This is a genomic window from Pseudomonas sp. NFACC14 (genome assembly GCF_900106885.1).
In the GTDB taxonomy this organism is placed as follows: Bacteria; Pseudomonadota; Gammaproteobacteria; order Pseudomonadales; family Pseudomonadaceae; genus Aquipseudomonas; species Aquipseudomonas fluorescens_AA.
On record NZ_FNOA01000016.1, the window covers coordinates 77,426 to 102,673 of the forward strand.

22 protein-coding genes are annotated in these 25,248 nt (G+C 63.0%); 8 read left to right on the forward strand and 14 right to left on the reverse strand.

From position 1 onward, the window contains the following. On the reverse strand, nt 1–254 hold a 254-nt coding region (locus BLU85_RS21575; RefSeq protein ID WP_092204826.1), incomplete at its 3' end, for a hypothetical protein. A gap of 377 nt (nt 255–631) precedes the next feature. On the opposite strand from BLU85_RS21575, the gene BLU85_RS21580 reads away from it, so the two are divergent. After that, complete coding sequence (locus BLU85_RS21580) at nt 632–2,707, forward strand: AsmA family protein (RefSeq protein WP_092204825.1); 2,076 nt, start codon at nt 632–634, stop codon at nt 2,705–2,707. A 128-nt stretch (nt 2,708–2,835) separates the two neighbouring features. Here the strand turns inward: BLU85_RS21580 and BLU85_RS21585 are convergent, their stop codons facing one another. Both BLU85_RS21585 and BLU85_RS21590 read right to left on the reverse strand, forming a co-directional pair. After that, nucleotides 2,836–3,366, reverse strand: coding sequence for a ferritin-like domain-containing protein (locus BLU85_RS21585; protein ID WP_092171445.1), 531 nt, complete (start codon nt 3,364–3,366; stop codon nt 2,836–2,838). Between the two features lie 143 nt (nt 3,367–3,509). Next, complete coding sequence (locus BLU85_RS21590; protein ID WP_092204824.1) at nt 3,510–4,430, reverse strand: LysR substrate-binding domain-containing protein; 921 nt, start codon at nt 4,428–4,430, stop codon at nt 3,510–3,512. 137 nt (nt 4,431–4,567) lie between these two features. Here BLU85_RS21590 and BLU85_RS21595 point away from each other — a divergent pair, with 137 nt between their 5' ends. The 4 genes from BLU85_RS21595 to BLU85_RS21610 all read left to right on the forward strand — a co-directional run bounded on the left by BLU85_RS21595 (nt 4,568) and on the right by BLU85_RS21610 (nt 7,948). Beyond that, nucleotides 4,568–5,206: an FMN-dependent NADH-azoreductase gene (locus BLU85_RS21595; RefSeq protein WP_092204823.1), complete on the forward strand. Its 639-nt coding sequence runs from the start codon at nt 4,568–4,570 to the stop codon at nt 5,204–5,206. 125 nt (nt 5,207–5,331) lie between these two features. Continuing rightward, nucleotides 5,332–6,222 carry a lipase family alpha/beta hydrolase gene (locus BLU85_RS21600; RefSeq protein ID WP_092204822.1) on the forward strand — a complete coding sequence of 297 codons (891 nt, stop codon included), beginning with the start codon at nt 5,332–5,334 and terminating at the stop codon, nt 6,220–6,222. 199 nt (nt 6,223–6,421) lie between these two features. Further along, nucleotides 6,422–6,703, forward strand: a complete 282-nt coding sequence (locus tag BLU85_RS21605; RefSeq protein WP_092204821.1) for a PsiF family protein — start codon at nt 6,422–6,424, stop codon at nt 6,701–6,703. Between the two features lie 231 nt (nt 6,704–6,934). Then, nucleotides 6,935–7,948 carry an AI-2E family transporter gene (locus BLU85_RS21610; protein ID WP_092204820.1) on the forward strand — a complete coding sequence of 338 codons (1,014 nt, stop codon included), beginning with the start codon at nt 6,935–6,937 and terminating at the stop codon, nt 7,946–7,948. A gap of 133 nt (nt 7,949–8,081) precedes the next feature. Here the strand turns inward: BLU85_RS21610 and BLU85_RS21615 are convergent, their stop codons facing one another. After that, the gene (locus BLU85_RS21615; protein WP_092204819.1) at nt 8,082–9,356 is read right to left on the reverse strand and encodes an Hsp70 family protein; all 1,275 of its coding nucleotides are present in this window, start codon (nt 9,354–9,356) and stop codon (nt 8,082–8,084) included. 294 nt (nt 9,357–9,650) lie between these two features. Here BLU85_RS21615 and BLU85_RS21620 point away from each other — a divergent pair, with 294 nt between their 5' ends. The 3 genes from BLU85_RS21620 (at nt 9,651) to BLU85_RS21630 (ending at nt 16,204) form a co-directional block, all read left to right on the forward strand. Then, nucleotides 9,651–10,592, forward strand: a complete 942-nt coding sequence (locus BLU85_RS21620) for a DnaJ C-terminal domain-containing protein (protein WP_092204818.1) — start codon at nt 9,651–9,653, stop codon at nt 10,590–10,592. 175 nt (nt 10,593–10,767) lie between these two features. After that, nucleotides 10,768–11,067 (forward strand): chaperone modulator CbpM, encoded by a 300-nt coding sequence (locus BLU85_RS21625; protein ID WP_092204817.1) that lies wholly within the window; start codon nt 10,768–10,770, stop codon nt 11,065–11,067. Between the two features lie 112 nt (nt 11,068–11,179). After that, entirely contained in the window at nt 11,180–16,204 is a 5,025-nt protein-coding gene (locus BLU85_RS21630) for an NEL-type E3 ubiquitin ligase domain-containing protein (protein WP_092204816.1), read from the forward strand. A 171-nt stretch (nt 16,205–16,375) separates the two neighbouring features. Here the strand turns inward: BLU85_RS21630 and ureC are convergent, their stop codons facing one another. The 10 genes from ureC to urtB all read right to left on the reverse strand — a co-directional run bounded on the left by ureC (nt 16,376) and on the right by urtB (nt 25,209). Next, complete coding sequence (ureC, locus tag BLU85_RS21635) at nt 16,376–18,076, reverse strand: urease subunit alpha (protein ID WP_060743085.1); 1,701 nt, start codon at nt 18,074–18,076, stop codon at nt 16,376–16,378. A gap of 141 nt (nt 18,077–18,217) precedes the next feature. Beyond that, the gene (locus tag BLU85_RS21640; RefSeq protein WP_014336352.1) at nt 18,218–18,523 is read right to left on the reverse strand and encodes an urease subunit beta; all 306 of its coding nucleotides are present in this window, start codon (nt 18,521–18,523) and stop codon (nt 18,218–18,220) included. Continuing rightward, a complete protein-coding gene (locus BLU85_RS21645) occupies nt 18,520–19,053 on the reverse strand; it encodes a GNAT family N-acetyltransferase (protein ID WP_060739380.1) in 534 nt (177 codons plus the stop codon). Before BLU85_RS21645 ends, BLU85_RS21640 begins: the two co-directional genes overlap by 4 nt. Before the next feature lie 7 nt (nt 19,054–19,060). Further along, complete coding sequence (locus BLU85_RS21650; protein ID WP_092204815.1) at nt 19,061–19,594, reverse strand: GNAT family N-acetyltransferase; 534 nt, start codon at nt 19,592–19,594, stop codon at nt 19,061–19,063. A 9-nt stretch (nt 19,595–19,603) separates the two neighbouring features. Further along, entirely contained in the window at nt 19,604–19,906 is a 303-nt protein-coding gene (gene ureA, locus BLU85_RS21655) for an urease subunit gamma (RefSeq protein WP_003197350.1), read from the reverse strand. Nucleotides 19,907–20,056: 150 nt separating this feature from the next. Continuing rightward, nucleotides 20,057–20,908, reverse strand: coding sequence for an urease accessory protein UreD (locus tag BLU85_RS21660; RefSeq protein WP_092204814.1), 852 nt, complete (start codon nt 20,906–20,908; stop codon nt 20,057–20,059). Nucleotides 20,909–20,938: 30 nt separating this feature from the next. Next, complete coding sequence (gene urtE, locus BLU85_RS21665; RefSeq protein WP_092204813.1) at nt 20,939–21,637, reverse strand: urea ABC transporter ATP-binding subunit UrtE; 699 nt, start codon at nt 21,635–21,637, stop codon at nt 20,939–20,941. 133 nt (nt 21,638–21,770) lie between these two features. After that, nucleotides 21,771–22,631, reverse strand: coding sequence for an urea ABC transporter ATP-binding protein UrtD (urtD, locus tag BLU85_RS21675; RefSeq protein ID WP_092204811.1), 861 nt, complete (start codon nt 22,629–22,631; stop codon nt 21,771–21,773). Beyond that, nucleotides 22,631–23,707: an urea ABC transporter permease subunit UrtC gene (urtC, locus tag BLU85_RS21680; protein WP_092204810.1), complete on the reverse strand. Its 1,077-nt coding sequence runs from the start codon at nt 23,705–23,707 to the stop codon at nt 22,631–22,633. Before urtC ends, urtD begins: the two co-directional genes overlap by 1 nt. Beyond that, the gene (gene urtB / locus BLU85_RS21685; RefSeq protein ID WP_092204809.1) at nt 23,707–25,209 is read right to left on the reverse strand and encodes an urea ABC transporter permease subunit UrtB; all 1,503 of its coding nucleotides are present in this window, start codon (nt 25,207–25,209) and stop codon (nt 23,707–23,709) included. Before urtB ends, urtC begins: the two co-directional genes overlap by 1 nt. Between the last annotated feature and the right edge of the window lie 39 nt (nt 25,210–25,248).

Genomic DNA, 25,248 nt, shown 5'->3' on the forward strand with positions numbered 1-25,248 from the left:
GCTGCGAGGGTCTGGCCTTGTGGGGTGCGGTCGGAACCGTCAGCTGCCAGGGTCTGGCCTTGTGGGGTGCGATCGGAACCACCTTCAACCAGACCTTTTTCTTCCAGCCTGTCACGTCCACCTTCAGCGACGGTCTGGTTGTAGACAGAATGGCTGTCCTTGACCTGTGGCGTGGCTTGTTCGGAGGCTGGCAGCGCGAAGGCGGTAGAGGCCAGCAGTGAAAGCGAAAGACTCATCAGTAATTGGCGTTTCATGATCGTTGCTCCTTGGGAGGGCGATAAAGTGGGTACGAGGGCAATGCTACTCTCGATAAGTCGATATAAAAGTTCATAAAGACAATGGTAATAATCAACGGAATTGATTGTTCCGGGCGGAGGCTCTAGACCGGGCGTTTCCGGGGTGCGGTTTTGCACTGTGATGGGTATTTTGTACCCATTTGTGACTCGTAAATGTGCGGGTGCGGTAACAGTTTGTTGGCTGATCGGTCAGGATCCCGGCATTTTTTTGTGCCGTTCATCGGCACCTGTTGGTCGGTTTATCAGTCCAATCTTTCATGACGAACCCACTGCGGGTTCGTATTTTCAACAGCGCCGTGGTTGCGGACGCTGACTTGTCATCAGGAGCCTTGTGCATGACGCGCACTTCGAAAATCCTCGCCTGGAGCTTTGCCAGCCTTGTTGTCCTGCTGGCGGTGCTGGTCCTGGTCATCGCGTTCTTCGACTGGAACCGCATCAAGCCCCCGCTCAATGCGAAGGTTTCCGAGGAGTTGCATCGCCCCTTCGCCATTAACGGCAACCTGGCAGTGGTCTGGCAGCGCGAACCGGGGGAAGGTGGCTGGCGCGCCTGGTTGCCGTGGCCCCATGTGGTGGCCGAAGACTTGAGCCTGGGTAACCCGGACTGGTCGAAAACCCCGCAAATGGTCACGCTCAAGCGTGTCGAGCTACGCGTTTCGCCCTTGGCCTTGCTGGCCCGGCGAGTGGCGATTCCGCGCATCGACCTGACGGAGCCCGATGCCAACCTGCAACGCCTGGCGGACGGTCGCGCCAACTGGACCTTCCAGTTCGACCCGAAGGACCCGGACGCCGAACCGTCCAGCTGGGTGGTGGACATTGGTGCCATCGGCTTCGACAAGGGCCACGTCACTCTGGACGACCAGACGCTCAAGACCCGGCTCGACCTGTTGATCGATCCGTTGGGCAAACCTATTCCGTTCAGCGAGATCGTGGGCGACAAGGCCGCCAAAAAAGCCCAGGACCAAGGCGCGACGCCGCAGGACTATGCGTTCGCCTTCAAGGTCAACGGGCAGTATCACGGGCAAAACCTGACCGGCTCCGGCAAGGTCGGTGGCTTGCTGGCGTTGCAGGATGCGTCACGACCCTTTCCGCTCCAGGCCCAGGCGAAGATCGGCGACACTCGCATCGAACTGGCTGGCACCCTCACCGACCCGCTGAACCTCGGGGCCTTGGACTTGCGCCTGAAGCTGGCCGGCAAAAGCCTCGCTCATCTCTACCCACTGACCGGAGTGACCTTGCCGGATTCGCCGCCTTACGCCACCGATGGCCGCCTGATTGCCAAGCTGCATGAGCCGGGTGGGGCGCTGTTCCGCTACGAGGCGTTCAACGGCAAGATCGGCGACAGCGATATCCATGGCGACCTGGCCTATGTCGCCAGCCAGCCGCGGCCGAAACTCAGTGGTGCGCTGGTCTCCAATCAGCTGCTGTTCAGCGACCTGGCGCCGCTGATCGGTGCGGACTCCAATGCCGAGCAAAAGGCCCGGGGCGGCGCCAGCAAACAGCCGACCGACAAGGTCTTGCCCGTCGAAGAGTTTCGCACCGAGCGCTGGAGCGTGATGGACGCCGATGTGGAGTTCACGGGCAAACGCATCGTTCACAGCGAACAATTGCCGTTCAACGACCTTTATACCCACCTGGTGCTCAATGATGGGCAGTTGAGCCTGGAACCCCTGCGCTTCGGCGTGGCCGGTGGCCGCCTCGATGCGCAGATCCGCCTCAACGGGCACACCCAGCCCCTTGAAGGCCAGGCGAAGCTGACGGCGCGGGGGTTCAAGCTCAAGCAGCTGTTCCCGGGTTTTGAACCGATGAAAACCAGTTTCGGCGAATTGAACGGCGACGCCGATATCGCTGGGCGCGGCAATTCGGTGGCGGCACTGCTGGGCACGGCCAATGGCACGCTGAAAATGCTCATCAACGATGGCGCCATCAGTCGGGAATTGATGGAGCTGGCGGGACTGAACGTCGGCAACTATGTGGTGGGAAAAATCTTTGGCGACAAAGAGGTGAAGATCAACTGCGCGGCAGCGGACTTCGACATCAAGACGGGCCTGGCGACCACGCGGCTGTTCGTGTTCGACACCGAGAACGCGATCATCTACATCGATGGCACGGCGAACATGGCGAGCGAACAATTGGACCTGACCATCACTCCCGAGTCCAAGGGCTGGCGTCTGATTTCCCTGCGCTCGCCGTTGTACGTGCGCGGCCCGTTCGCCAAGCCCGCCGCCGGCGTCAAGGCCGTGCCCCTGATGCTGCGCGGTGCCGGGATGGTGGCGTTGGGCGTGATCGCCGCGCCGGCGGCCGGGTTGCTGGCGCTGGTGGCGCCCAGTGGGGGTGAGCCAAACCAGTGCGCGCCGCTGCTGGAGCAGATGAAGGCGGGCAAGGCGCCGGTGACGGTCAAGCCTACCCGGTAGCCCGGTTGTGCGGTGAGGTGGCTGGCCTCATCGCGAGCAAGCTCGCTCCCACAGGGGGCCGCATTCCGTCTGAAGGAATGCGGTCAAAATGTGGGAGCGAGCTTGCTCGCGATTGGGGCTGAAGATTGTTACAGATCGGCCAGGATGTCGGCCATGTCATCGGCATGCTCTTCTTCCTGGGCCAGGATGTCTTCGAAGATGCGCCGGGTGGTCGGGTCTTTTTCGCCGATGTACTGGATGATTTCCCGGTAGCTGTCGATGGCGATCCGTTCGGCCACCAGGTCCTCGTACACCATTTCCTTGAGGGTGTTGCCCGCGACGTACTGGGCGTGGGAATTACGGGTCAACAGGTCGGGGTTGAACTCCGGCTCGCCGCCCAACTGCACGATGCGTTCGGCGAGTTTGTCGGCGTGTTCGGCTTCCTGGTTCGCGTGCTCGAGGAACTCACTGGCCGCCACGCTGGCCTTGAGGCCGGTGGCCATGAAGTAGTGACGCTTGTAGCGCAGCACGCAGACCAGTTCGGTGGCCAGCGCTTCGTTGAGCAGGCGGATGACTTCCTGCCGGTCGGCGCCATAGCCTTCGGTCACTGCGCCGTTCTGCACGTTCTGCCGTGCACGTTCGCGCAGGGTGGTTACATCGGATAAGTGCATGTCGCTCATCTCGTTCTCCTGGGGGCTGATCCGGTTGGAGCGTCACGCTCTGCTGGCGCGATCACTTCTTAGGTGGAGTGAGGAACGAGGCAAAAAGTTTAATGAAATGTGTCAATGCAATTCCCATGGGCAGGCGCAGCCTTCGGCAGTTCCTACGCCTGCGACATCGCAAGCACTGGAGGAAATCCGGACAGCCGCGCTTCCTCTCCCAGCCACTGGAAAAATGCCCGCACCGGCGGATGGCGTTCACGGCCCGGGACACACAGGGCGCTGTAGCCGGCGCCATCGATCTGGACGTCCGGGCGATAGCCCACCAGCAAGCCGCTGGCGATGCTTTCCGACGCCAGGATATTGCTCGCCAGCACCAGGCCTTGCCCGGCAATCGCCGCTTGCAAGGCGTAATGCTCTTCGTCGTACTCGCGCATGCACGGCTGTCGGGTGAGCCAGGTTTCCCCGGCCTGGGCGCACCAGGCATCCCAACCATGGGCGTACAGTTTGGAGTTGTGCCAGCGCACGCTGATCAGCGTCGGCGGCTGCCGGGCTGCCAGGGCCACTTGTTCAGGCGAGCCGTAGACCCCGAAGCTTTCATCGAACAGGCACATGCCGTACAGGTTCGGATAGGCCTCCAGGCTGTAGCGCACCACCAGGTCGACGCTGGCGTCCTGGTGCAGGTCGATCACTTCGCAATGGGTGTCCAGGCGCACCTTGATGTTCGGGTGGCGCGCATAGAAGCGCCCCAGGCGAGGCACCAGCCACAGGGCGGCAAACGCGGCGGTGGTGGACAGGGTCAGGTGGGTGCTGCTGCGTTGCGGGCGCAGGGTGTCGACGCTTTGCGCCACCTCCAGCAAGGCCCCGTGCAGGCTGTGGAACAAGCGTTGCCCACCTTCGGTGAGGCGTACCTGGCGTGGCAGGCGGTCGAACAGCATCAGCCCCAGCCAGTTCTCCAGCGCTCGAATCTGGTGGGAGACTGCCGTCGGCGTTACCGATAACTCCGCCGCGGCCGCCTTGAAACTGAGCAGCCGTGCGGCGGACTCGAAGGCGCGCAATGCGTTGAGCGGCAGGTTGGCGAACATTTGAATTCTCCTGGCGTGCAATGGATGAAATTAACTCATCCAGATGAACTAACGCTCATTTGTCTGAAGCCCGTTCTGAGCTTCAAGCTGCAAGGCACAAGCAATGTTTGATTGTAGCCGCAGGAAAGGAGATTCAGATGAGCAATATTCTTGTAGTGCACGGCAGCCCTCGTGGCGAGCGTTCTCATTCCCGGCGCTTGGCCGAGACCTTTGTCTCGGCGTGGCTGGCCGCCCATCCGCAGCCCCACGTGACCCGTCGTGAAGTCGGACGCACGTTGATTGCGCCGGTCAACGAAGCTTTCATCGCCGCGGCGTTCTACCCCGAGCCCCAGGCTCGCCCGTTGATCATGCAAGCGGACCTGGCCCTGAGCGATGCCTTGGTCGAGGAGCTGCAAGCCCATGACCGACTGCTGATCTCAGCGCCCATGCACAACTTCAGCGTGCCCAGCGGCGTGAAGGCCTGGATCGACCAGATCGTGCGCATCGGGCTGACGTTCAACCACCGCCTGGACAACGGCGTGTCGCACTACGAGCCGCTGGTGCTGGGCAAGAAGGCGCTGATCGTGACCAGCCGCGGCGATTTCGGTTTTGGCCCCGGTGGCTTACTGGAGAGCATGAACCACGCCGACACGCTGTTGCGCACCGTGCTGGGGTTTATCGGCATCACCGATGTGACGGTGGTGGCGGCCGAAGGCGAAGAGTCGGCCGAGCGCAGTTTCGCGTTGTCTTGTGCCGAGGCCGAGGAGCGTCTGCTCGCACTGGCGCGCACCTTTTGACGCGGCCCTGCGGGCGCAAACGCCTGCGCCATGGACGCCTGCGCATACTTGAAGTGACACGGGTGTCATAGCCGGGTCATCATCGGTACCGATGCTGATCCCTTCTTGATCACAAGGATGTCGCCATGTCGCAACGCTGCGCCACTCGTTACCCGCTGGTACTGGTCCCGGGCATGTTCGGGTTCATACGCCTGGTGCTGTATCCGTACTGGTATGGGATCGTCTCGGCGTTGCGTCGCGCAGGGGCCGTGGTGGTGGCGGTGAAGGTTTCGCCGGTGCATTCGTCCGAGGTGCGCGGCGAACAGTTGCTGGCATTGATCGACGACATCCTGCGGCAAACCGGCGCGCAGAAGGTCAACCTGATCGGCCACAGCCAGGGCAGCCTCACCGCCCGTTATGCCGCCGCCAAACGCCCGGACCTGGTGGCGTCGGTCACGTCAGTGGCCGGCCCCAACCATGGCTCCGAACTGGCCGATTATCTGCAGGCCCACTACCCGGCCGACAGTGCCAAGGGGCGTGTGCTCAGTGTCGTGTTGCGCCTGATCAACGCCCTGATGAGCCTGCTGGACACCGGCTATCGCGGGCCGAAGCTGCCAGTGGACATCCACGCCTCCCACGCCTCCCTGACCACCGCCGGGGTGGCGCTGTTCAATCAAGATTATCCACAGGGCCTGCCGGTTACCTGGGGCGGGCACGGGCCGGAAGAGGTCAATGGCGTGCGCTATTACTCGTGGTCCGGCACCTTGCAGCCGGGCAAGACCGATAAAGGGCGCAATCTGTTCGACGGCACCAACCGCACTTGCCGTTTATTTGCCCGCACCTTTGTCAGGGAAGCGGGGCAGTGCGACGGCATGGTCGGCCGCTGCAGCTCACACTTGGGCACGGTCATCGGCGATGACTATCCGCTGGACCACTTCGACATCGTCAACCAGTCGCTGGGGCTGGTGGGCAAGGGGGCCGAGCCAGTCCGGTTGTTTGTCGAGCATGCGCAGCGGTTGAAGGCGGCTGGGGTGTAGGGTTTCGGATCGAGTTGGCCGCCGTCGCGAGCAAGCTCGCTCCCACAGGGGATTTGCAGCGCTCGGTCCATTGTGGGGGCGAGCTTGCTCGCGATGGCGATAGACCAGGCACAGCAGATCCAACAGATGAAGGTGTAACAGGCTTTGTCTACACTGCACCTCATCGCCGTACCCTCGTGCGGCAGCCAGGAGAAACACCATGAAGATGCTGCGTGTGCCTTTGTTGATGATCGGTTTGCTGTTGTGTTCCCAAGGCTTCGCCGCGACGGCGCAGCAGACCAAGATGACCACCTGCAACGCCGACGCCACCGCGAAGGCGCTCAAGGGCGACGAGCGCAAGGCGTTCATGAGCACCTGCCTCAAGGCTGCACCGAGCACCCCGCAGGAACGCATGAAGACCTGTAACGCCACGGCCACCACCCAGGCCCTGAAGGGCGATGCCCGCAAGACGTTCATGAGTGAGTGCCTGAAGAAAAAATAAGGGCTGGGTTTTTCTCCAGCCTGTGAGGGCCTTATCGCGAGCAAGCTCGCTCCCACCATGGACCGGGCACTACAAATCCATGGTGGGGCGAGCTTGCTCGCGATGGGGGCGGCACCGCACTGCAAAAAAACAGCTGAACCCTGTCCAGGATCGGCCGATACAATGTCTAGTGCTGTTGGTGGATCGCTGGCAGACTGCCGATCCTTTCACGCCGTTTTGTCCTGAGGCTGTATGCCAACGTTTTCTCAGCGTCATGTATTGTTGGTGATCAGTTGGGTGATCATTTTTGGTGGGTTGTTGCTGGTGCTGCCACTGCGCCTGTTGCCGAGCCTGCTGGCCGGGTTGTTGGTGTTCGAGCTGGTCAACATGCTCACCCCACAATTGCAGCGCCTGATCGAAGGTCGCCGTGCCCGCTGGCTGGCCGTGGCGTTGCTGGGCACGCTGGTGGTCAGTGTGCTGACGCTGATCTTCGCCGGAGCCATCAGTTTCCTGCTCCATGAGGCCGAAAACCCCGGAGCCTCCCTGGACAAGTTCATGACGGTGGTCGACCGCGCCCGAGGGCAATTGCCGCCCTTCATCGACGCCTACCTGCCGGCCAGCGCCGCCGAGTTCCGAGTGGCCATTGGCGACTGGGTGAGCAAGCACCTGAGCGACCTGCAACTGGTGGGCAAGGACGCGGCCCATATGTTCGTGACGTTGCTGATCGGCATGGTACTGGGGGCCATCGTCGCCTTGCAGCGCATCCCCGACCTGACCAAGCGCAAGCCCCTGGCCGCGGCGCTGTTCGATCGCCTGAACCTGCTGGTCAAGGCGTTTCGCAACATCGTCTTCGCCCAGATCAAGATTTCCCTGCTCAACACCTTCTTCACCGGGATTTTCCTGGCGGTGGTGCTGCCGCTGTTCGGGATAAAGCTGCCGCTGACCAAGACCCTGATCGTGATGACCTTCCTGCTGGGACTGCTGCCGGTCATCGGCAACCTGATGTCCAACACGCTGATCACCATTGTCGGCCTGTCGCTGTCGATCTGGGTCGCCGTGGCGGCGCTGGGTTACCTGATCGTGATCCACAAGCTCGAATACTTCCTCAACGCCCGCATCGTCGGCGGGCAGATCAGCGCCAAGTCCTGGGAGTTGCTCATGGCGATGCTGGTGTTCGAAGCCGCGTTCGGGTTGCCGGGGGTGGTGGCGGGGCCGATTTACTATGCGTATATCAAGAGTGAGCTGAAACAGATCGGGATGGTTTGATCCGGTAGGGATGGCGCCTGATCTGGCGCCATCGCGAGCAAGCTCGCTCCCACAGTTGACCGAGTTCCTTCAGATGGAATGCGATTCAATGTGGGAGCGAGCCTGCTCGCGATGGCCGCGCCTCGGTCTGGGATCAGACCTGCGTTCCGTAGCGCTTCATCGCCTCGATCGCCAGCCCGCTGCCAATGCTGCCGAAGATATTGCCTTCCACATGCCGCGCCTGGGGCAGCATCGCCGAGACGCTGTTGCGCAGCGCCGGGATGCCGCTGGAACCGCCGGTGAAGAACACCGTGTCGACCTGATCGACCCGCACCTCGGCATCGCCCAGCAACTGCGTGACGCTGCCGCGCACCCGCTCCAGCAAGCCGTCGATGGCCGACTCGAACAGCGCCCGGTTCAGTTCCACGCTCAGGCCCGGCTCGATCCGGTCCAGGAGCAAATGACGCTGGTCGGTGTGGGTCAGCTCGATCTTGGTTTCTTCCACTTCCATCGCCAGCCAATGCCCGGCGCGTTGTTCGATCAGCTTGAACAGGCGGTCGATGCCGCCGGTGTCTTCGATGTCGTAGCGCATGCTGCCCAGGGCCAGGGTGGACTTTTGCGAGTACACCGCGTTGATGGTGTGCCAGGTCGCCAGGTTCATGTGATGGCTGGTGGGCATGTAGGCGCCGCTTTTCATACGGCTGCCGTAGCCGAACAGCGGCATCAGGCCGGCCAGGGAGAGTTGCTTGTCGAAATCGGTCCCGCCGATGTGCACGCCACCGGTGGCGAGGATGTCGGCGTGGCGGTTGTCGTGGGTACGGCGCTCGGGGGAGAGGCGCACCAGGGAGAAGTCCGAAGTACCGCCGCCGATGTCGACGATCAGCACCAGCTCTTCTTTCTCGATGGTCGATTCATAATCGAAGGCCGCCGCGATGGGCTCGTACTGGAACGAAACCTCCTTGAAGCCGATGGCGCGGGCGACGTCCACCAGGGTGTTTTCCGCTTCCTGGTCGGCCATTTCATCGTCGTCGACGAAAAACACCGGGCGCCCCAGTACCACTTCTTCGAATTCCCGACCGGCGGTGGCTTCGGCGCGTTTCTTCAACTGGCCGATGAACAACCCCAGCAGATCCTTGAAGGGCATGGCCGTGCCCAACACGCTGGTATCGTGCTTGATCAGCTTGGAGCCCAGCAGGCTCTTGAGCGAGCGCATCAGCCGGCCTTCGTAGCCTTCCAGGTATTCGTGCAGGGCCAGGCGGCCATACACCGGGCGGCGTTCCTCGAGATTGAAAAAGACCACCGAAGGCAGGGTGATCTTATCGTCCTCCAGCGCGATCAACGTTTCCATGCCGGGGCGCAGCCAGCCGACGGTGGAGTTGGACGTGCCAAAATCGATGCCGCAGGCACGGGCCGGGGATGCGTTTTTCATGTCTTTCGGGTTCCAGTTGAAAAAACGGCCGCGCAGTGTATGTCAGTGGGGCGCGGATTCGAAGGCCGGTTATCTGCTAATTCTCGACCGCAGGCCTTGAAAGACTCTCTTATACCCCCAAACTTGCTGGCATGAGCCTGGTAGCGCAAGGCGGGTACAAGAACCGCCGCCAGCTGCCGATAAACTTCTGACGTGCCGCCCGGTCCCAATCTTGAGGTCGGTCAACCCGCTGTCCGGTCATCCGGGCATGCTGTGCGTGGCGGTGCGACATCGATAACGGATGGTGATGCTTAGATGGACTTCAAAGACTATTACAAGATCCTGGGTGTCGAGCCCACGGCGGACGACAGTACGATCAAGGCTGCCTACCGCAAGCTGGCGCGCAAGTACCACCCGGATGTAAGCAAGGAAAAAGACGCCGAGACCAAGTTCAAGGACGTCTCGGAGGCCTATGAAGCGCTGAAAAGTGCCGACAAGCGCGCCGAATACGACGACCTGCGCCGCTACGGCCAGCACGGCCAGCCGTTCCAGGGCCCGCCGGGTTGGCAGAGCCGTGGCGGTTTTGGCGGTGGCCAGGACGCTGGCGACTTCTCGGACTTCTTCAGTTCGATCTTCGGTAACCGTGGGTCGGGTTTCGGTGGCGGACAGTCAGGTCGCAGCGCCGGCCGTCGAGGGCAAGACGTGGAAATGGAATTACCGATTTTCCTGGAAGAAACCCTGTCGAACGAGTCGAAGAAGGTCACGTTCCAGGTGCCGCAATACAACGCGGCCGGCCAACACGTGAGCAACACCAGCAAGAGCCTGAACGTGAAGATCCCGCTGGGCGTGACCGACGGCGAACGCATCCGCCTCAAGGGCCAGGGCGCGCCGGGTGTCGGTGGCGGTGCCAACGGCGACTTGTACCTGACCATTCGTTTCGCCCCGCACCCCAAGTTCGACGTCGAAGGCCAGGACCTGATCATCACCTTGCCCCTGGCCCCGTGGGAATTGGCGCTGGGCACCGAAGTGGCGGTGCCGACCCTCACCGGCAAGATCAATCTCAAGGTCCCGGCCGGCAGCCAGAACGGCCAGCGCATGCGCGCCAAGGGCCACGGCCTGCGCAACAAGGCCGGCGAGCGCGGCTACCTGTTCGTGCAGCTCAAGGCCGTGATGCCCAAGGCCAGCGACGAAGCGGTCAAGGCACTGTGGGCCGAACTGGCGAAGAAAGCGGCGTTCGATCCGCGGGAGAATTTCTGACAGCGGCCGGTCTCTGTTGGTAGGAGCGTAGGAGCTGACGAGTGAAACGAGGCTGCGATCTCTTGATCTTTCGCTCTAGACTCAATGTGGGGTGGAAAGATCGCAGCCTCGTTTCACTCGTCAGCTCCTACGTTCTTGCACCCCTACACAGTTAAGGCATTGGGAGAAGCAGACCATGAACAACCCGATCATTGAACTGACCCTGACGGAATTCTGCGAGGCTGCCGCGTTGGCCGACGTCCATGTGATCGAGATCGTCGCCCACGGCATCCTCGAACCCCACGGCGCGGCTCCTGCGGATTGGCGTTTTACCGACTATGAACTGGTCCTGGCCCGTCGTGCGGCCAAATTGCGCCGCGAGCTGGACCTGGAATGGGAAGGCGTCGCCCTGGCGCTGGACCTGCTGGAGGAAGTCCAGCAACTGCGTGCCGAGAATCGTCGGCTGCGCCAGCAATTGGGCCGTTGGGTGGAATGACCGTGGCGGTTCGTATCCGTCATGTCTTGTCGAAAAAGCAATAAATAGTTACCGCACGCCTCGGCGGCACGCTGGTTAGGCTCGGGTTTTCCATCGTCAAGGATGACCCGATATGCCAGGCTTCACCCCCCGTCTCGCCACTCCCCAAGGCGAGCATTTCGACCTGCTCAAAGCCCGCATTCCCGGCTGGTACAGCGGGGCCATCGTGCAACGCCAGCAGGAACTGAGCGACCATGAACTGACGCTTCCGGACTGGTACGCGAAAGCCTCCCCCGACCTCTGGAACAGCCTCAAGGACAGTCATTCCCGCTACCGCGAGCGCCTGAACCAGGTCGACAACCGGCTGGGCAATATCCAGGACATCCGCGCCTTTGCCGAACCCTTGCTTGAGCAGGCACTCCTGGATGAGTTCAACCTCACACTGAACGTCAACGAGGTGTATTTCGTCCGCCAGTACGGGCGCAGGACCCGCGATGATTTTTTTGGGGCGCTGGTCCTGGACAGCGAGGGCGGCCACTTCGATCGCTACGAATATCGTGGCACGTCATTGCTGGAGGCGGCGCTGGCCAATTTCGCGCCAGAGGAAGCGCGCAAGCCCGCCTGTGCCGATTGCAGCCTCATTACCACGGTGCGTCCGTTCCAGGGCGGCGCAGTGGTGCCTTCCGTCGACGCCGTTCGCGCAGGTGCGTTGCCGATTGCCTCAGAAGCCTTCGCCCAGTTGTGTCGCACCCTGGACCTGGGGCGCCAGTATCAGGAGCACATCAACGCTGTCCTGCGGCTCGACGACAGCAAGACATACAACCCGCTGGATCATTCACTGGAGGAGCATCACCGGCAGGGCCTGGCGCTGAACATCGAGATCGCCCGGGCCAAGGCCGACATCAGCCCGGCGGTCTACGCGATGTTGCAGCGGGTGATCGACGGTGCCAGCGACGTCACCCTCGATGGCCAGGCCGTGACTTTCACTTCCCTGAAAGTGTTCGACATCGACCTGGTCGGCCCGCTGTTGATCGGCCCCGACCTTGAAAGCAGCCGCCGGGTGGTGCCGGTCGTGGCCTACCTTCCGGGTGATCCCGAGCATCCCCTGAAAGCCTATGCCTCCAGCGCCGACTTCATGGTCGAACTGCGGCGACGCCTGCACGGTAGCACCTACCGCCGCTTCTTCAGCCGTTTCGTGCCGCTGCGTCAGCAAGGGGTGTTTTTCCGCCAGTTCAAGCACTTCTATCAAACCTCCCCGACGGCCGATGACCAGGCCGATTACCCACTCAAATCGTCGTTGCGCAACCTGCCCATGGCCACGGCGCCGATTCCCGGCGACCTGTGGGGCTCGCTACGCCTGCGGCAGATCGAGAAGATCCAGGCTGACGCCCGCGCGGTGGCGGTGCCTACCGGTGATGAAGACCAGAAAGCCCGCCTGGCGCGCCTGGACAGTTACCTGGACGCGGTGGTCGACGTGTTCAACCTGGCGGCGTTCGTCGTGCCAGGATTGGGGCCGCTGATGTTGACGGTCGGGGCGGTGCAGATGTTCAACGAGGCCTTCGAGGGCATCGAAGCGTTCGAACGTGGCGAGACCCAGGAAATGTGGGCGCATTTTTCCAGCGTGGCCCTCAACACGGCCTTCGTCGCCACCGGTGCGGCGGTGCTGCCGCACATTCGATGGTCGGGCGCGGTGGATCAGCTGGAGCCGGTGCAATTGGCCAACGGCGAATCGCGCCTGTGGCGTCCCGACCTGAGCGTTTATCAAAGTGAGCTGGCGCCTCCCCCGGCGTCGAGTCCGGATACCCAGGGCCTGTATCGGGTCGGCGACCGGCAGGTTCTGCCGCTGGGTGACCGATATTATGAAGTGCAACAGGACCCGCAGACTCTTCGCTATCGCATTCGTCATCCTTCCCGTCCGCAGGCCTACCAGCCCGAACTGACGGGCAACGGCAACGGTGCCTGGCACCATGAACTGGAACAACCGCGCAGCTGGGAAGGCCCGACGCTGATGAGGCGCCTGGGCCACGGCGTCAAGGACTTCAGCGATGCTGAACTGGAGCGGATCCGCCTCGCCAGCGCGACCCCGCAGGACGTGCTGCGACGGGTGCATGTCGAGGGCGAGCCGGTGCCGGCGTTGCTGGCCGACACCCTGGATCGCTTCGACCTCTGCCGACAACTCGACACGTTCATCGGGCAACTGCAAAGCGAGGAACCGCTGGGCCATGACTTGGCCGAGCCGATGTTGCACCTGCTGAGCCAATACGGCCCGTGGCCAAGAGGGCTGAAGCTGAAGGTCGTCGACGGCGCCGGGCGGACGCGCTGGGAATACGTCCGGCCCTCGGAAGGCGAGACCCCGTTCCGTGAAGCCAGCCTTACCGAGGCCAAGGTCCGCACATCTTCGCTGTTGAAAAACCTGATCGCAGCGGTGGATGCCGCAGGCGCCGACCTGTTGGCCACGGCGAGCCCGCCGATTGCGAAAACCAACATGGATGCTCGCGTCCGGCACCTGCGCCAGGCACTCGCCGAAGCGGCGGTAAATGAAAAGGTGCAGTTGCTCAACGATTACTACGCCATGGGCGAGACGAGAGGTGACCCCCATGTCACGCTGATCAAGTCCCGTTTCCCCTCGGTTCCGGCAAAGGCGATCGAACAGATCATCACCCTGGCCGGTAGCGAAGAGTTGCAGCAAATGGCCGCCTGGGATTTCGATGAGGCCAGCCAGACCAAACCCATCCCGCTGCGCATCGCCGAAGAGCTGCGCCATTATCAGCGCGTGGTGCGTTTGAACCGAGCCTACGAGGGCCTGTATCAGGACGCCTTGGCCACGGCGGACACGCCTCGATTGGTGTTGGCGACCCTGGAAACCTTGCCTGGCTGGAGCGACACGGTGCGCATCGAATTGCGCGAGGCCGATGTGTCCGGCGCCTTGATCGACAGCATCGGGCCGCAAAATGCGCCGCAGACCAAGGTCGTGGTCAAGGACGATGATGTCTACCAGGCCTTTGACGACAGCGGCAATGAGTTGAGCCATTGGGGCAGTGTCTTCGATGCCTTGCAGCATGCCCTGCCGGATGCCGAACGCCGGGCCATGGCTCGGCCCTCGATCCATCACGGCGACCGGTTGAGAGAGGCCATCGGCGCTTCGCCAGTGGACCGGGATGTGCTGGCGAGCCGCTTGAAGATGCCCGCGCTCAAGCCCGCCTTCCAATCACCGATGCGCCTGGCTTCGGGCAAAGTCGGCTACCCCTTGGGTGGACTGCGGGATTGGTTGCGCCTGGGCCGGTCGCCGGAGAGCCGGGTGCAGGAGTTGTACCCGGGCTACACGGCGGAGCAGACCGAGGCGCTGTTGCGATCGCTGGGCAATGGCGCGGTGAGGGAACTCAAGCGACGTAAAGTCGAGTTGAAAATGCTACGCCGGGATCTGGACCGCTGGGTCGCTACCTTTGGATGGCGTTACGAGGGTAATCACCGTCGGCAAGTACCGACGGGGGTCAGAGAGATCGCGGCCGAACACATCGAGCGCTGCTGGCGGCGTCAGACCCGGGTCGTTGCAGGGGCCGATGGTCGCAGGCTCGGGTATGAGCTTGATTTGAGCGGATTGAACATCGGCGCATTGCCGGAGCTGACGGCCGACTTCAGCCATGTGGGTGTGCTCATGATGTCCGACATGGGCTTGACGCTGGACTACTGCGAGAGCTTCCTCAGCGCGTTCTCCTCCCTCAAGCGCTTGGAAATGTCCAGGAACAGGCTGATGGATATTCCCGGAACCCTGGAGGGGATGCGAAATCTGGAGACGCTTCGGCTGGCGAATAACCAGATCGGCCTGACACGTCGTAGCGTTGAAATCCTGCAAAGCCTTGGCCGGCTGAAAAACCTCGACCTGGATAATAACTTGCTGGAGCGCCTGCCGGACTTCAGCAGGTTACCTGACCTGGAACGATTGCACCTGAAGAACACCGGGATCACTGCCTGGCCCACCGGCCTGCGCGACCAACCGCTGGAGCTGATCGACTTGCGCGACAACGGCTTGACCCAGGTACCGGATCACCTGCTCGACCCGCCCGCCGAGCGTGCCCATGCCACGGCACGTCTGAATCGCGTGACGTTGTTGCAGGGCAACCCGTTGAGCGAGGGGGTCCAACAGCGCATGCGTAATTATTGGGCGACGGTCTTGCAGACGCGTCCCGAATGGGCCGTCCTGCGTTTGCCCGAGGCGTTTGGGTTTTCAGCGCCGGTCGGGCCGGCGAATATGCAGCAATGGCTGCGCGACCTGCCTGCGGGCCAACTGGCGGAAAAAAAAGCTTTGTGGCAAAGCCTGGCGGATGAGCGGCACTCGGGAGAGTTTTTTGAATTGTTGCATCGGTTGGCCGCCTCCTATCAGGGTCTGGAAGATTATCCGGACCTCCAGGCCCGCGTCTGGCAGATGCTCGAGGCGATGGGCAACGCCACCGACTTGCGTCATGAGCTGTTCGACCTGGCTGGCCGACCGGCCTGTGAAGATCGCGCAGCCTTGTCCTTCAGCTACCTGGAAATCCGCTTGATGATCCACAACGCCAGGGCCTTGGCGGTTGGAAAGGATGAGGCGGCAACGCTGGTCCAGTTGGCCAAGGGGCTGTTTCGCCTCGATGAGGTAGAGCGTATTGCCCTGAAGGATATCCAGCGGCGCCGTGATGCGATCAATGCCCGCACCGACCTGACCAACGATGAAAAGCGCGAAAACCTGGCGCTGATAGAAGAAGTCGAGGTCCGCCTGGCTTACCGTGTGGGGCTCAAGGATCGATTGGGGCTACCGGGCCAGCCCGCGGGCGGGGTTTTTCTCAGGCTGGGAGATGTCACCCCTGGAATGCTCGATGCCGCTGCCAATGAGGTGCTGGCGCTGGACGATTCCCCCCAGCAGTTTCAGTCGCTGGTGGGCCGGGATTTCTGGATCGATTATTTGAAGCAGGCCCATGGGGCCTCCTTCCAGGCGCTGAACGACACCCTTATCGCCAACCAGATCGAGCTGGATGAAGCGAAGGCGGCCGGGACCCTGGAGGAAGCCGACTACATCAGCCAGTCCGAGGCGTTGGGCCTGCAACACAAGATCAAGGAAGCGGAGCTGGTCCAGTCGTTGACGCGAACCGAGCTGGAGCAGTTGCCAGGCAGTACCGACCTGTAGGCTGATCCTTTCAGGCAATGAAAACCGTGGCGAGTACGCGTGCTCTCGCTGGACCGTAGGAGCTGTCGAGCGCAGCGAGGCTGCGATCTTTCCAAAAACGCTTGAGTCCCAAGCGAAAGATCAAAAGATCGCAGCCTTTGGCAGCGCCCTCGCCACAGGAACTGCGCCGGTTCAAAACAGGAAATAACGCTGCGCCATCGGCAGCACTTCAGCCGGTTCGCACCACAGCAACACGCCGTCGGCCTTGACCTGGTAAGTCTGCGGATCGACGTCGATGCTCGGCAGGTAGTCGTTGTGGATCAGGTCGGTCTTCTGCACGTCGCGGCAGCCTTTGACCACGGCGATTCTTTTCTTCAGCCCCAGTTGTTCCGGCAACCCGGCCTCGGCGGCGGCCTGGCTGATGAAGGTCAGGCTGGTGGCATGCCGTGAGCCGCCGTAGCTGGCGAACATCGGTCGGTAGTGCACCGGCTGTGGTGTCGGGATCGAGGCGTTGGCGTCACCCATCAGGCTGGCGGCAATCGCTCCACCCTTGAGGATCAGCGTCGGCTTGACGCCGAAGAACGCCGGGCGCCACAGCACCAGGTCGGCCCACTTGCCCACTTCGATGGAGCCCACTTCATGGCTGATGCCGTGGGTGATCGCCGGGTTGATGGTGTACTTGGCGATGTAGCGCTTGATGCGGAAATTGTCGTTGCCTTCGCCGTCGCCGGGCAGGGCGCCGCGTTGCTTTTTCATCTTGTCGGCGGTCTGCCAGGTGCGCGTGATGACTTCGCCGACGCGGCCCATGGCCTGGCTGTCGGAGCTGATCATCGAGAAGGCGCCGAGGTCGTGGAGAATGTCTTCGGCGGCGATGGTCTCGCGGCGGATGCGGCTTTCGGCGAAGGCCACGTCTTCGGCAATGCTCGGGTCCAGGTGATGGCAGACCATCAACATGTCCAGGTGCTCGTCGATGGTGTTGCGGGTGAACGGCCGGGTCGGGTTGGTGGAACTGGGCAGCACGTTGGGGAAACCGCAGGCCTTGATGATGTCCGGCGCATGCCCGCCACCGGCACCTTCGGTGTGGTAGGTGTGGATGGTGCGGCCCTTGAACGCGGCAAGGGTGGTTTCCACGAAGCCCGACTCGTTGAGGGTGTCGGTGTGGATCGCCACCTGCACATCGTACTGGTCGGCCACGCTCAGGCAATTGTCGATGGCCGCGGGCGTGGTGCCCCAGTCTTCGTGCAGCTTCAGGCCGATGGCACCGGCCTTGACCTGCTCGATCAACGGTTCCGGCAGGCTGGCGTTGCCCTTGCCGGTGAAGCCGATGTTCATCGGGAAGGCATCGGCGGCCTGGAGCATGCGCGCCAGGTGCCACGGCCCGGAGGTGCACGTGGTGGCGTTGGTCCCGGTGGCCGGGCCCGTGCCACCGCCGATCATGGTGGTGACGCCGCTCATCAGCGCTTCTTCGATCTGCTGGGGGCAGATGAAGTGGATGTGGGTGTCGATCCCGCCGGCGGTGAGGATCATGCCTTCGCCGGCGATCACTTCGGTACTGGCGCCGATGGCGATGGTCACGTCGGGCTGGATGTCCGGGTTGCCGGCCTTGCCGATGGCGGCGATGCGCCCGTCCTTGAGGCCGACATCGGCCTTGACGATGCCCCAGTGGTCGATGATCAGCGCGTTGGTGATCAAGGTGTCGACGACCTCGGCGGCCAACAGTTGGCTCTGGCCCATGCCGTCGCGAATCACCTTGCCGCCGCCGAATTTCACTTCTTCGCCGTAGGTGGTGAAGTCTTTTTCCACTTCGATCCACAACTCGGTGTCGGCCAGGCGGACCTTGTCGCCGACGGTGGGGCCGAACATGTCGGCGTAGGCTTGTCTCGAAATCTTCATGTGCTTGCCTTGGAATTCAATTGAATGTTGAAACCGTTCGCTGCGCTCACTCATCGCGAGCAAGCTCGCTCCCACATTTGATCGCGTTTCCCTGTGGGAGCGAGCTTGCTCGCGATGAGGCCAGTGCAGGCACCCTATGACTTACAGGTCGCCCATGACCCGCCCGGCAAACCCGAACACCCGGCGATGCCCGGCCAGGTCCACCAGCTCCACCTCGCGGCTCTGGCCCGGTTCGAAACGCACCGCGGTGCCGGCCGGGATGTTCAGGCGCATGCCACGGCTGGCGGCGCGGTCGAAGGTCAAGGCGTCGTTGGTCTCGAAAAAGTGATAGTGCGAGCCGACCTGGATCGGTCGGTCGCCGCTGTTGGCGACGTTCAGCGTGAGCGTGCGGCGACCGACGTTGAGTTCGATGTCGCCGGGCTGGACCTGGTATTGCCCTGGAATCATTGCGGTTGCCCCAAAATCTTGTAGTAAATGGCGGTCGGGGTGTAGGTCCCGTCCGGGCTCTGGCAGTAGTCGGGCAGTTCACCGACGCGGGTGTAGCCCATGGCGCGGTAGAACGCCTCGGCCTCGGAACCGGCCTCGGTGTCGAGGTACAACAGGCCACGTTTGTGCTGGCGGGCGCCAAGTTCCAGGGCGCTCATCAATTGCTGGCCCAGCCCGCGGCGGCGAGCCTCACCGCGGACCAGCAGCTTCTGCACTTCGGCGCGGTTGAGGCCGTTGGGCTTCTGGCACAGGGCGAGCTGGACGCTGGCCTGTACCTGTTCATCCTTGACCACCACCCACAGCAGCAGGTGGCCCTGATTGAGGCTGGCCTGGACCTCGTCGAAATAGGCGCGGGCCTGGACGGCATCGAGATCGGCCATGAACCCCACGCTGGCCCCGTAGCCGACGGCGTCGAGCAACAGATCGATCAGGCCCTGGCGATAATGCGCAAAGCTCTCGGCGTGGACCCGACGCAACTGGGCGGCGTTCATTGGCTTTTCACTCCTTGTTGATGGCAGGCGGTAGCGCCCCGGGGTTGAGGTTCAACTGCATGAAGGTCAGGTCCAGCCAGCGGCCGAACTTGGTCCCCACCTCGGGCATCTGCCCGGTAATCACGAAACCGGCCCGCTCGTGCAGGCGAATCGAGGCCACGTTGCCACTTTCGATGGCCGCGACCATGACGTGTTTATCGCAGGCCCTGGCACGTTCGATCAGCGCGGCCATCAGCAGCGGGCCAAGGCCATTGCCGCGTTGATCGCTGCGCACATACACCGAATGCTCCACGGTGTGGCGGAAACCGTCGAACGGCCGCCAGTCGCCGAACGAAGCGTAGCCCAGCACGTTGTCTTCGGCGTCGACGGCCACCAGCACCGGGTAGCCCTGGGTCTGCCGGGCGCTGAACCAGGCCTGGCGATTGCCCAGGTCCACGGCTTGTTCGTTCCAGATCGCCGTGGTGTTGAGGACGGCGTCGTTGTAGATCTCGCGGATCGCCGGCAGGTCTGTGGCATGGGCGTCACGAACATGGGCAGTCATGGCGTGGCCTCAGGCGATGGGTTGGTGGACGGTGACCAGTTTGGTGCCGTCGGGAAACGTCGCTTCGACCTGGATCTCCGGGATCATTTCCGGGATGCCTTCCATCACCTGCTCGCGGCTCAACAGCGTGGTGCCGTAGTGCATCAGCTCGGCGACGGTCTGGCCGTCACGGGCGCCTTCCAGCAGCGCGGCGGAAATGTAGGCCATGGCCTCCGGGTAGTTGAGCTTCAGGCCCCGGGCCAACCGTCGTTCGGCGACGAGGCCGGCGGTGAAGATCAGCAGCTTGTCTTTTTCGCGTGGGGTCAGGTCCATGTGCAATCCATAAGGGCAGATAAAAAAATTCGCTGTAAACCCATTCCACTGTGGGAGCGAGCTTGCTCGCGATAGCTATCGAACATTCAACATCACCGTTGGCTGGTACACCGCCATCGCGAGCAAGCTCGCTCCCACAGGAAAGCCAATTCAGGTGCTCCAGATTCTCGGTGGTACGGCCTCTCTTCCAAGCAATGCAGGCCTGAGCAAGCGCCACAATTCAATCAACCACCCCCGCGCCAGCAATGCCTCGCTCGCCAGGCAGCGCGCCACGACCAGGCCGGGCAATTGGGTCAGGTCGCCGCGCACGGCATGGCCCAGGGATCGGCAGTGTTCCAGCAACTCGCTGTCGATCTCGCCGGTCACCAGCAACGTGGCGAACACCGGATCGCCGCCCAGCCCGATGGGCGAGTCCAGCAGCCCATCACCGCCCACAATGCGCTGGCGCTCATGCCACAGCAACTGGCCGTCGCGGCGGATGTCCAGTCGCGATTGAAAGTGCCCCAGGTCGAACCGCTCGCCGCTGGCCGGTCGGCCGAGGGCGACCATGTCCCAGTAGAGCAGGCGTGCGTCGCCCAGCAGGTCGATACTCGTGCCGAGTTCGGCCTGGGCCGCGCTGAAGACGATGGTTTCCTGGGGCAGCCATTCCAGGGTCGCGCCGGGGGCCACGCTCAGGCTCAACTGTTGGTACGCCGGGCCGGCAGCGCGGTACCACTTGGCCGCGCCGGGGCTGGTCAGTTGCGCCCAGGCGCCAGGGCCGACATGGGCCGAGATATCCAGCCGGTCACCGCCGGCAATCCCACCGGGCGGGTGGACGATGATGTGCTGGCACACCTCGGGACCTTCGGCGTACAAGTGCTTCTGCACCCGCAGCGGACCTTTGTGGCGGCGCTGTACCGGGCGTGTGCACTCGCCGAAGCGGGCGTAGCCCAATTCCAGCTCAGCGTGCCAGCTGGGGGTGAACAGGGCCGAAGGCGCCAATGAACAGACAGGTAGATTCATGATTTCTGATTATCGTCAGGACGCTACAGACTAGATCGTAACCAGTCCGCGCACACCCTCGGCTTCCATATTTTCTCCGCGCCCCTGCTGCACGATCTCGCCCCGGGACATCACCAGGTACTGATCGGCCAGCTCGGCGGCGAAGTCGTAGAACTGCTCCACCAGCAAAATCGCCATGTCGCCCCGGGCCGCCAGCTTCTTGATCACCATGCCGATCTCCTTGATCACCGAGGGCTGGATGCCTTCGGTAGGCTCGTCGAGAATCAGCAGGCGCGGGCGACTGGCCAGGGCCCGGCCAATGGCGAGCTGCTGTTGCTGGCCGCCGGACAGGTCACCGCCACGGCGTTGTTTCATCTGCAGCAGCACCGGGAACAATTCGTAGATGAATGCCGGCACTTCCTTGGCTTCGGCGCCGGGAAAGCGCGACAGGCCCATCAGCAGGTTTTCTTCCACCGTCAGCCGTCCGAAAATTTCCCGGCCCTGGGGCACGTAGGCAATGCCGGCATGCACCCGTTGGTGCGGCTTGAACGCGGTGATGGCCTTGCCTTCCCAACTCACCGCGCCTTCCTTGGCCGGCAACAGGCCCATCAGGCATTTGAGCAGGGTGGTCTTGCCCACGCCGTTGCGCCCCAGCAGGCACGTCACCTCGCCGACCTTGGCGTCGAACGACAGGCCGCGCAGGATGTGGCTACCGCCGTAGTACTGGTGCAGCTTGTCGACTTGCAGCATGTTCCAGATTCTCCTCAAGTTCCCTGTGGGAGCGAGCTTGCTCGCGATAGCGATGGGGCAGCTTGCTTAGGTGCTGAATGTGTCGCCTCCATCGCGAGCAAGCTCGCTCCCACAGGGAACAGCATTTGCCACTCTAGCGACCGAGATACACCTCGATCACCCGCTCATTGTCCTGCACCTGTTCCAGCGAGCCTTCGGCCAGCACGCTGCCCTGGTGCAGCACGGTGACGTGGTCGGCGATCGCGCCGACGAAGCCCATGTCGTGTTCCACCACCATCAGCGAATGCTTGCCCGCCAGGGACTTGAACAGCTCGGCGGTGAACTCGGTCTCGGCGTCGGTCATGCCCGCCACCGGTTCGTCGAGCAACAGCAATTGCGGGTCTTGCACCAGCAGCATGCCGATCTCCAGGAACTGCTTCTGCCCGTGGGACAGCAACCCGGCGGCGCGGTTGACCGACGTGGCAAGGCGGATGGTCTCGAGCACTTCGTCGATACGGTCGTGCTGCTCGCCAGTGAGTCGTGCCCGCAGGCTGGCCCACACCGATTTGTCGGTCTTGAGCGCCAGTTCCAGGTTCTCGAACACGCTCAGGGCTTCGAACACCGTGGGCTTCTGGAACTTGCGCCCGATGCCGGCCTGGGCGATCTGTACTTCGCTCATGCTCGTCAGGTCCAGGGTCTCGCCGAACCAGGCCTTGCCGTGGCTGGGGCGGGTCTTGCCGGTGATCACGTCCATCAGGGTGGTCTTGCCGGCGCCGTTGGGGCCGATGATGCAGCGCAACTCGCCGACGCCGATGTACAGGTTCAAATCGTTCAAGGCCTTGAAGCCATCGAAGCTGACGCTGATGTCTTCCAGGGTCAGGATGGTGCCGTGGCGGGTGTTCAGGCCCACGCCGGCTGCCTGGCCGAGGCCGATGGCGTCGCGGCTGCTGCCTTGGTCCTTGTTGGGCTCCAGGATGGGTTCGAGCATGAAGTCCGCCGTAGGTGTGATTCGCATCATTCGCTCCTTTTCTTCAGCAACCCGATCACACCCTTGGGCAGATACAGGGTCACGACGATGAACAGGGCGCCGAGGAAGAACAGCCAATATTCAGGAAACGCCACGGTGAACCAGCTCTTCATGCCATTCACGACCCCGGCGCCCAGCAACGGCCCGATCAACGTGCCGCGCCCGCCAAGGGCGACCCACACGGCGGCCTCGATGGAGTTGGTCGGCGACATTTCGCTGGGGTTGATGATGCCCACCTGCGGCACGTACAACGCCCCGGCCAGGCCGCACAACACCGCGCTCAACACCCAGACGAACAGCTTGAAACCACGGGGATCGTAGCCGCAGAACATCAGGCGGTTTTCCGCGTCCCGCAGGGCGGTCAGTACCCGGCCGAACTTGCTGCGGGCCAGGCGCCAACCGATGAACAGGCTCGCCACCAGCAGCAACACCGTGGCGAAAAACAGCACCGCCCGGGTGCCGGGCTCGGTGATGCCGAAGCCCAGGATCGAGCGGAAATTGGTGAAGCCGTTGTTGCCGCCAAACCCGGTTTCGTTGCGGAAAAACAGGAGCATCCCGGCGAAGGTCAGGGCCTGGGTCATGATCGAGAAATACACGCCCTTGATCCGCGAGCGGAAGGCGAAGAAGCCGAACACCAGGGCCAGCAACCCCGGCGCCAGTACCACCAGGCACATCGCCCAGAGGAAACTGTCGGTGCCGGCCCAGTACCAAGGCAACTCGGTCCACGACAGGAAGGTCATGAACGCCGGCAAGCCATCCCCGGCGGCCTGGCGCATCAAGTACATGCCCATGGCGTAGCCGCCCAGGGCGAAGAACAGGCCGTGGCCCAGGGAGAGCAAGCCGGCGTAGCCCCAGACCAGGTCCAGTGCCAGGGCGACGATGGCGTAGCAGAGAATCTTGCCCACCAGGGTCAGGGTGTAGGCCGAGACGTGCAGCGGATTGTCCGCCGCCAGCAGCGACAGCAATGGCAGGCTCAGCAGCACGGCCAGGATCAGCGCGCCGACGGCGAGGGTGACTTTGGGACCGGCCTTTTGCGTGGCCGTGAGCATCAGGGGCTGGTTCATCAGTCGATTACCCGTCCTTTGAGCGCGAAGAGGCCTTGCGGACGCTTCTGGATGAACAGAATGATCAGCGCGAGGATCAGGATCTTGCCGAGCACGGCGCCGATCTGCGGTTCGAGGATCTTGTTGGCGATGCCCAGGCCGAACGCGGCGAACACACTGCCGGCCAACTGACCGACACCACCGAGCACCACCACCAGGAACGAGTCGATGATGTAGCTCTGGCCCAGGTCCGGGCCGACGTTGCCGATCTGGCTCAGGGCCACGCCACCGAGCCCGGCGATGCCCGAGCCGAGGCCGAAGGCGAGCATGTCGACCCGCCCGGTGGGCACGCCGCAGCAGGCGGCCATGTTGCGGTTCTGGGTCACCGCGCGCACGTTCAGGCCCAGGCGCGTCTTGTTCAGCAGCAGCCAGGTCAGCACCACCACGAACAAGGCGAAGGCGATGATCACGATGCGGTTGTACGGCAGCACCAGGTTCGGCAACACCTGGATCCCGCCCGAGAGCCAGGCCGGGTTGGCGACTTCGACGTTCTGCGCACCGAACACCAGGCGCACCAGTTGGATCAGCATCAGGCTGATACCCCAGGTGGCGAGCAGGGTTTCCAGCGGCCGTCCGTAGAGGTGGCGAATCACCGTACGCTCCAGGGCCATGCCGATGGCCGCGGTGATGAAAAATGCCACCGGCAAGGCGATCAGCGGATAGAACTCGATGGCGTTCGGGGCGAAGCGCTGGAACAGCAGCTGCACCACATAAGTGGAATAGGCCCCCAGCATGAGCATCTCGCCGTGGGCCATGTTGATCACCCCCAGCAGGCCGAAGGTAATCGCCAGGCCGAGGGCGGCGAGCAGCAGGATCGAGCCCAGGGACATGCCGCTGAAGGCCTGGCCCAGCAATTCGCCCACCAGGAGCTTGCGCTTGACCTGGCCCAGGCTGGTTTCAGCGGCGGTGCGCACGGCGGCATCGGTTTCGACGCCGGGTTCGAGCAGGCCTTCCAGGCGGGTGCGGGCCAGTGGATCGCCGGTTTCCCCCAACAGACGGACGGCGGCCAGGCGCACGTTCGGGTTGGTGTCCACCAGTTGCAGGTTCGCCAGGGCCAGGCTCAGGGCGGCGTGTACGTTTTCGTCTTGCTCACCGGCCAATTGCCGGTCGAGAAACGCCAGTTGCGCCGGGCGGGCAGTTTTTTGCAGTTGCTGCGCGGCGGCCAGGCGTACGCGGGCATCGACGGCGAGCAGTTGATGGCTGGCCAGGGCGGTTTCGATCAGCCCGCGCAAGCGGTTGTTCAGGCGCAGGGTTTTTGGCTGGCCGTCGACGATCAACTGGCCTTGTTGCAGGGCGTTGATCAGTTCGACACGTTCAGGCTCCGGCTGCGCGGCCCAGGTTTCCAGGAGTCTGGCCTGCTGGGTCGGGTTGGCGGCGACGAAGTCTTCGGCGTCACCGGCATGGGCCTCCAGTGGCAACAGCAGCACCAGGGCGAGGATGAGGCGGTAAAGGGCGGTGGGCATATGCTAGGCCTTGCGCAGTGCTTTTTGTGGGAGCGAGCT

Excerpts from the sequence above, each read along its gene's own strand:
- BLU85_RS21595 (WP_092204823.1), top strand. The coding sequence starts at position 4,568 with ATGAGCAATATTCTTGTAGTGCACGGCAGCCCTCGTGGCGAGCGTTCT.
- BLU85_RS21580 (WP_092204825.1), top strand. The coding sequence starts at position 632 with ATGACGCGCACTTCGAAAATCCTCGCCTGGAGCTTTGCCAGCCTTGTT.
- BLU85_RS21640 (WP_014336352.1), bottom strand. The coding sequence starts at position 18,523 with ATGATTCCAGGGCAATACCAGGTCCAGCCCGGCGACATCGAACTCAAC.
- BLU85_RS21620 (WP_092204818.1), top strand. The coding sequence starts at position 9,651 with ATGGACTTCAAAGACTATTACAAGATCCTGGGTGTCGAGCCCACGGCG.
- BLU85_RS21590 (WP_092204824.1), bottom strand. The coding sequence starts at position 4,430 with ATGTTCGCCAACCTGCCGCTCAACGCATTGCGCGCCTTCGAGTCCGCC.
- ureA (WP_003197350.1), bottom strand. The coding sequence starts at position 19,906 with ATGGACCTGACCCCACGCGAAAAAGACAAGCTGCTGATCTTCACCGCC.
- BLU85_RS21625 (WP_092204817.1), top strand. The coding sequence starts at position 10,768 with ATGAACAACCCGATCATTGAACTGACCCTGACGGAATTCTGCGAGGCT.
- urtC (WP_092204810.1), bottom strand. The coding sequence starts at position 23,707 with ATGAACCAGCCCCTGATGCTCACGGCCACGCAAAAGGCCGGTCCCAAA.
- urtD (WP_092204811.1), bottom strand. The coding sequence starts at position 22,631 with ATGCGAATCACACCTACGGCGGACTTCATGCTCGAACCCATCCTGGAG.
- BLU85_RS21585 (WP_092171445.1), bottom strand. The coding sequence starts at position 3,366 with ATGAGCGACATGCACTTATCCGATGTAACCACCCTGCGCGAACGTGCA.
- ureC (WP_060743085.1), bottom strand. The coding sequence starts at position 18,076 with ATGAAGATTTCGAGACAAGCCTACGCCGACATGTTCGGCCCCACCGTC.
- urtE (WP_092204813.1), bottom strand. The coding sequence starts at position 21,637 with ATGCTGCAAGTCGACAAGCTGCACCAGTACTACGGCGGTAGCCACATC.
- BLU85_RS21630 (WP_092204816.1), top strand. The coding sequence starts at position 11,180 with ATGCCAGGCTTCACCCCCCGTCTCGCCACTCCCCAAGGCGAGCATTTC.
- urtB (WP_092204809.1), bottom strand. The coding sequence starts at position 25,209 with ATGCCCACCGCCCTTTACCGCCTCATCCTCGCCCTGGTGCTGCTGTTG.
- BLU85_RS21650 (WP_092204815.1), bottom strand. The coding sequence starts at position 19,594 with ATGACTGCCCATGTTCGTGACGCCCATGCCACAGACCTGCCGGCGATC.
- BLU85_RS21610 (WP_092204820.1), top strand. The coding sequence starts at position 6,935 with ATGCCAACGTTTTCTCAGCGTCATGTATTGTTGGTGATCAGTTGGGTG.
- BLU85_RS21645 (WP_060739380.1), bottom strand. The coding sequence starts at position 19,053 with ATGAACGCCGCCCAGTTGCGTCGGGTCCACGCCGAGAGCTTTGCGCAT.
- BLU85_RS21600 (WP_092204822.1), top strand. The coding sequence starts at position 5,332 with ATGTCGCAACGCTGCGCCACTCGTTACCCGCTGGTACTGGTCCCGGGC.
- BLU85_RS21660 (WP_092204814.1), bottom strand. The coding sequence starts at position 20,908 with ATGAATCTACCTGTCTGTTCATTGGCGCCTTCGGCCCTGTTCACCCCC.
- BLU85_RS21605 (WP_092204821.1), top strand. The coding sequence starts at position 6,422 with ATGAAGATGCTGCGTGTGCCTTTGTTGATGATCGGTTTGCTGTTGTGT.
- BLU85_RS21615 (WP_092204819.1), bottom strand. The coding sequence starts at position 9,356 with ATGAAAAACGCATCCCCGGCCCGTGCCTGCGGCATCGATTTTGGCACG.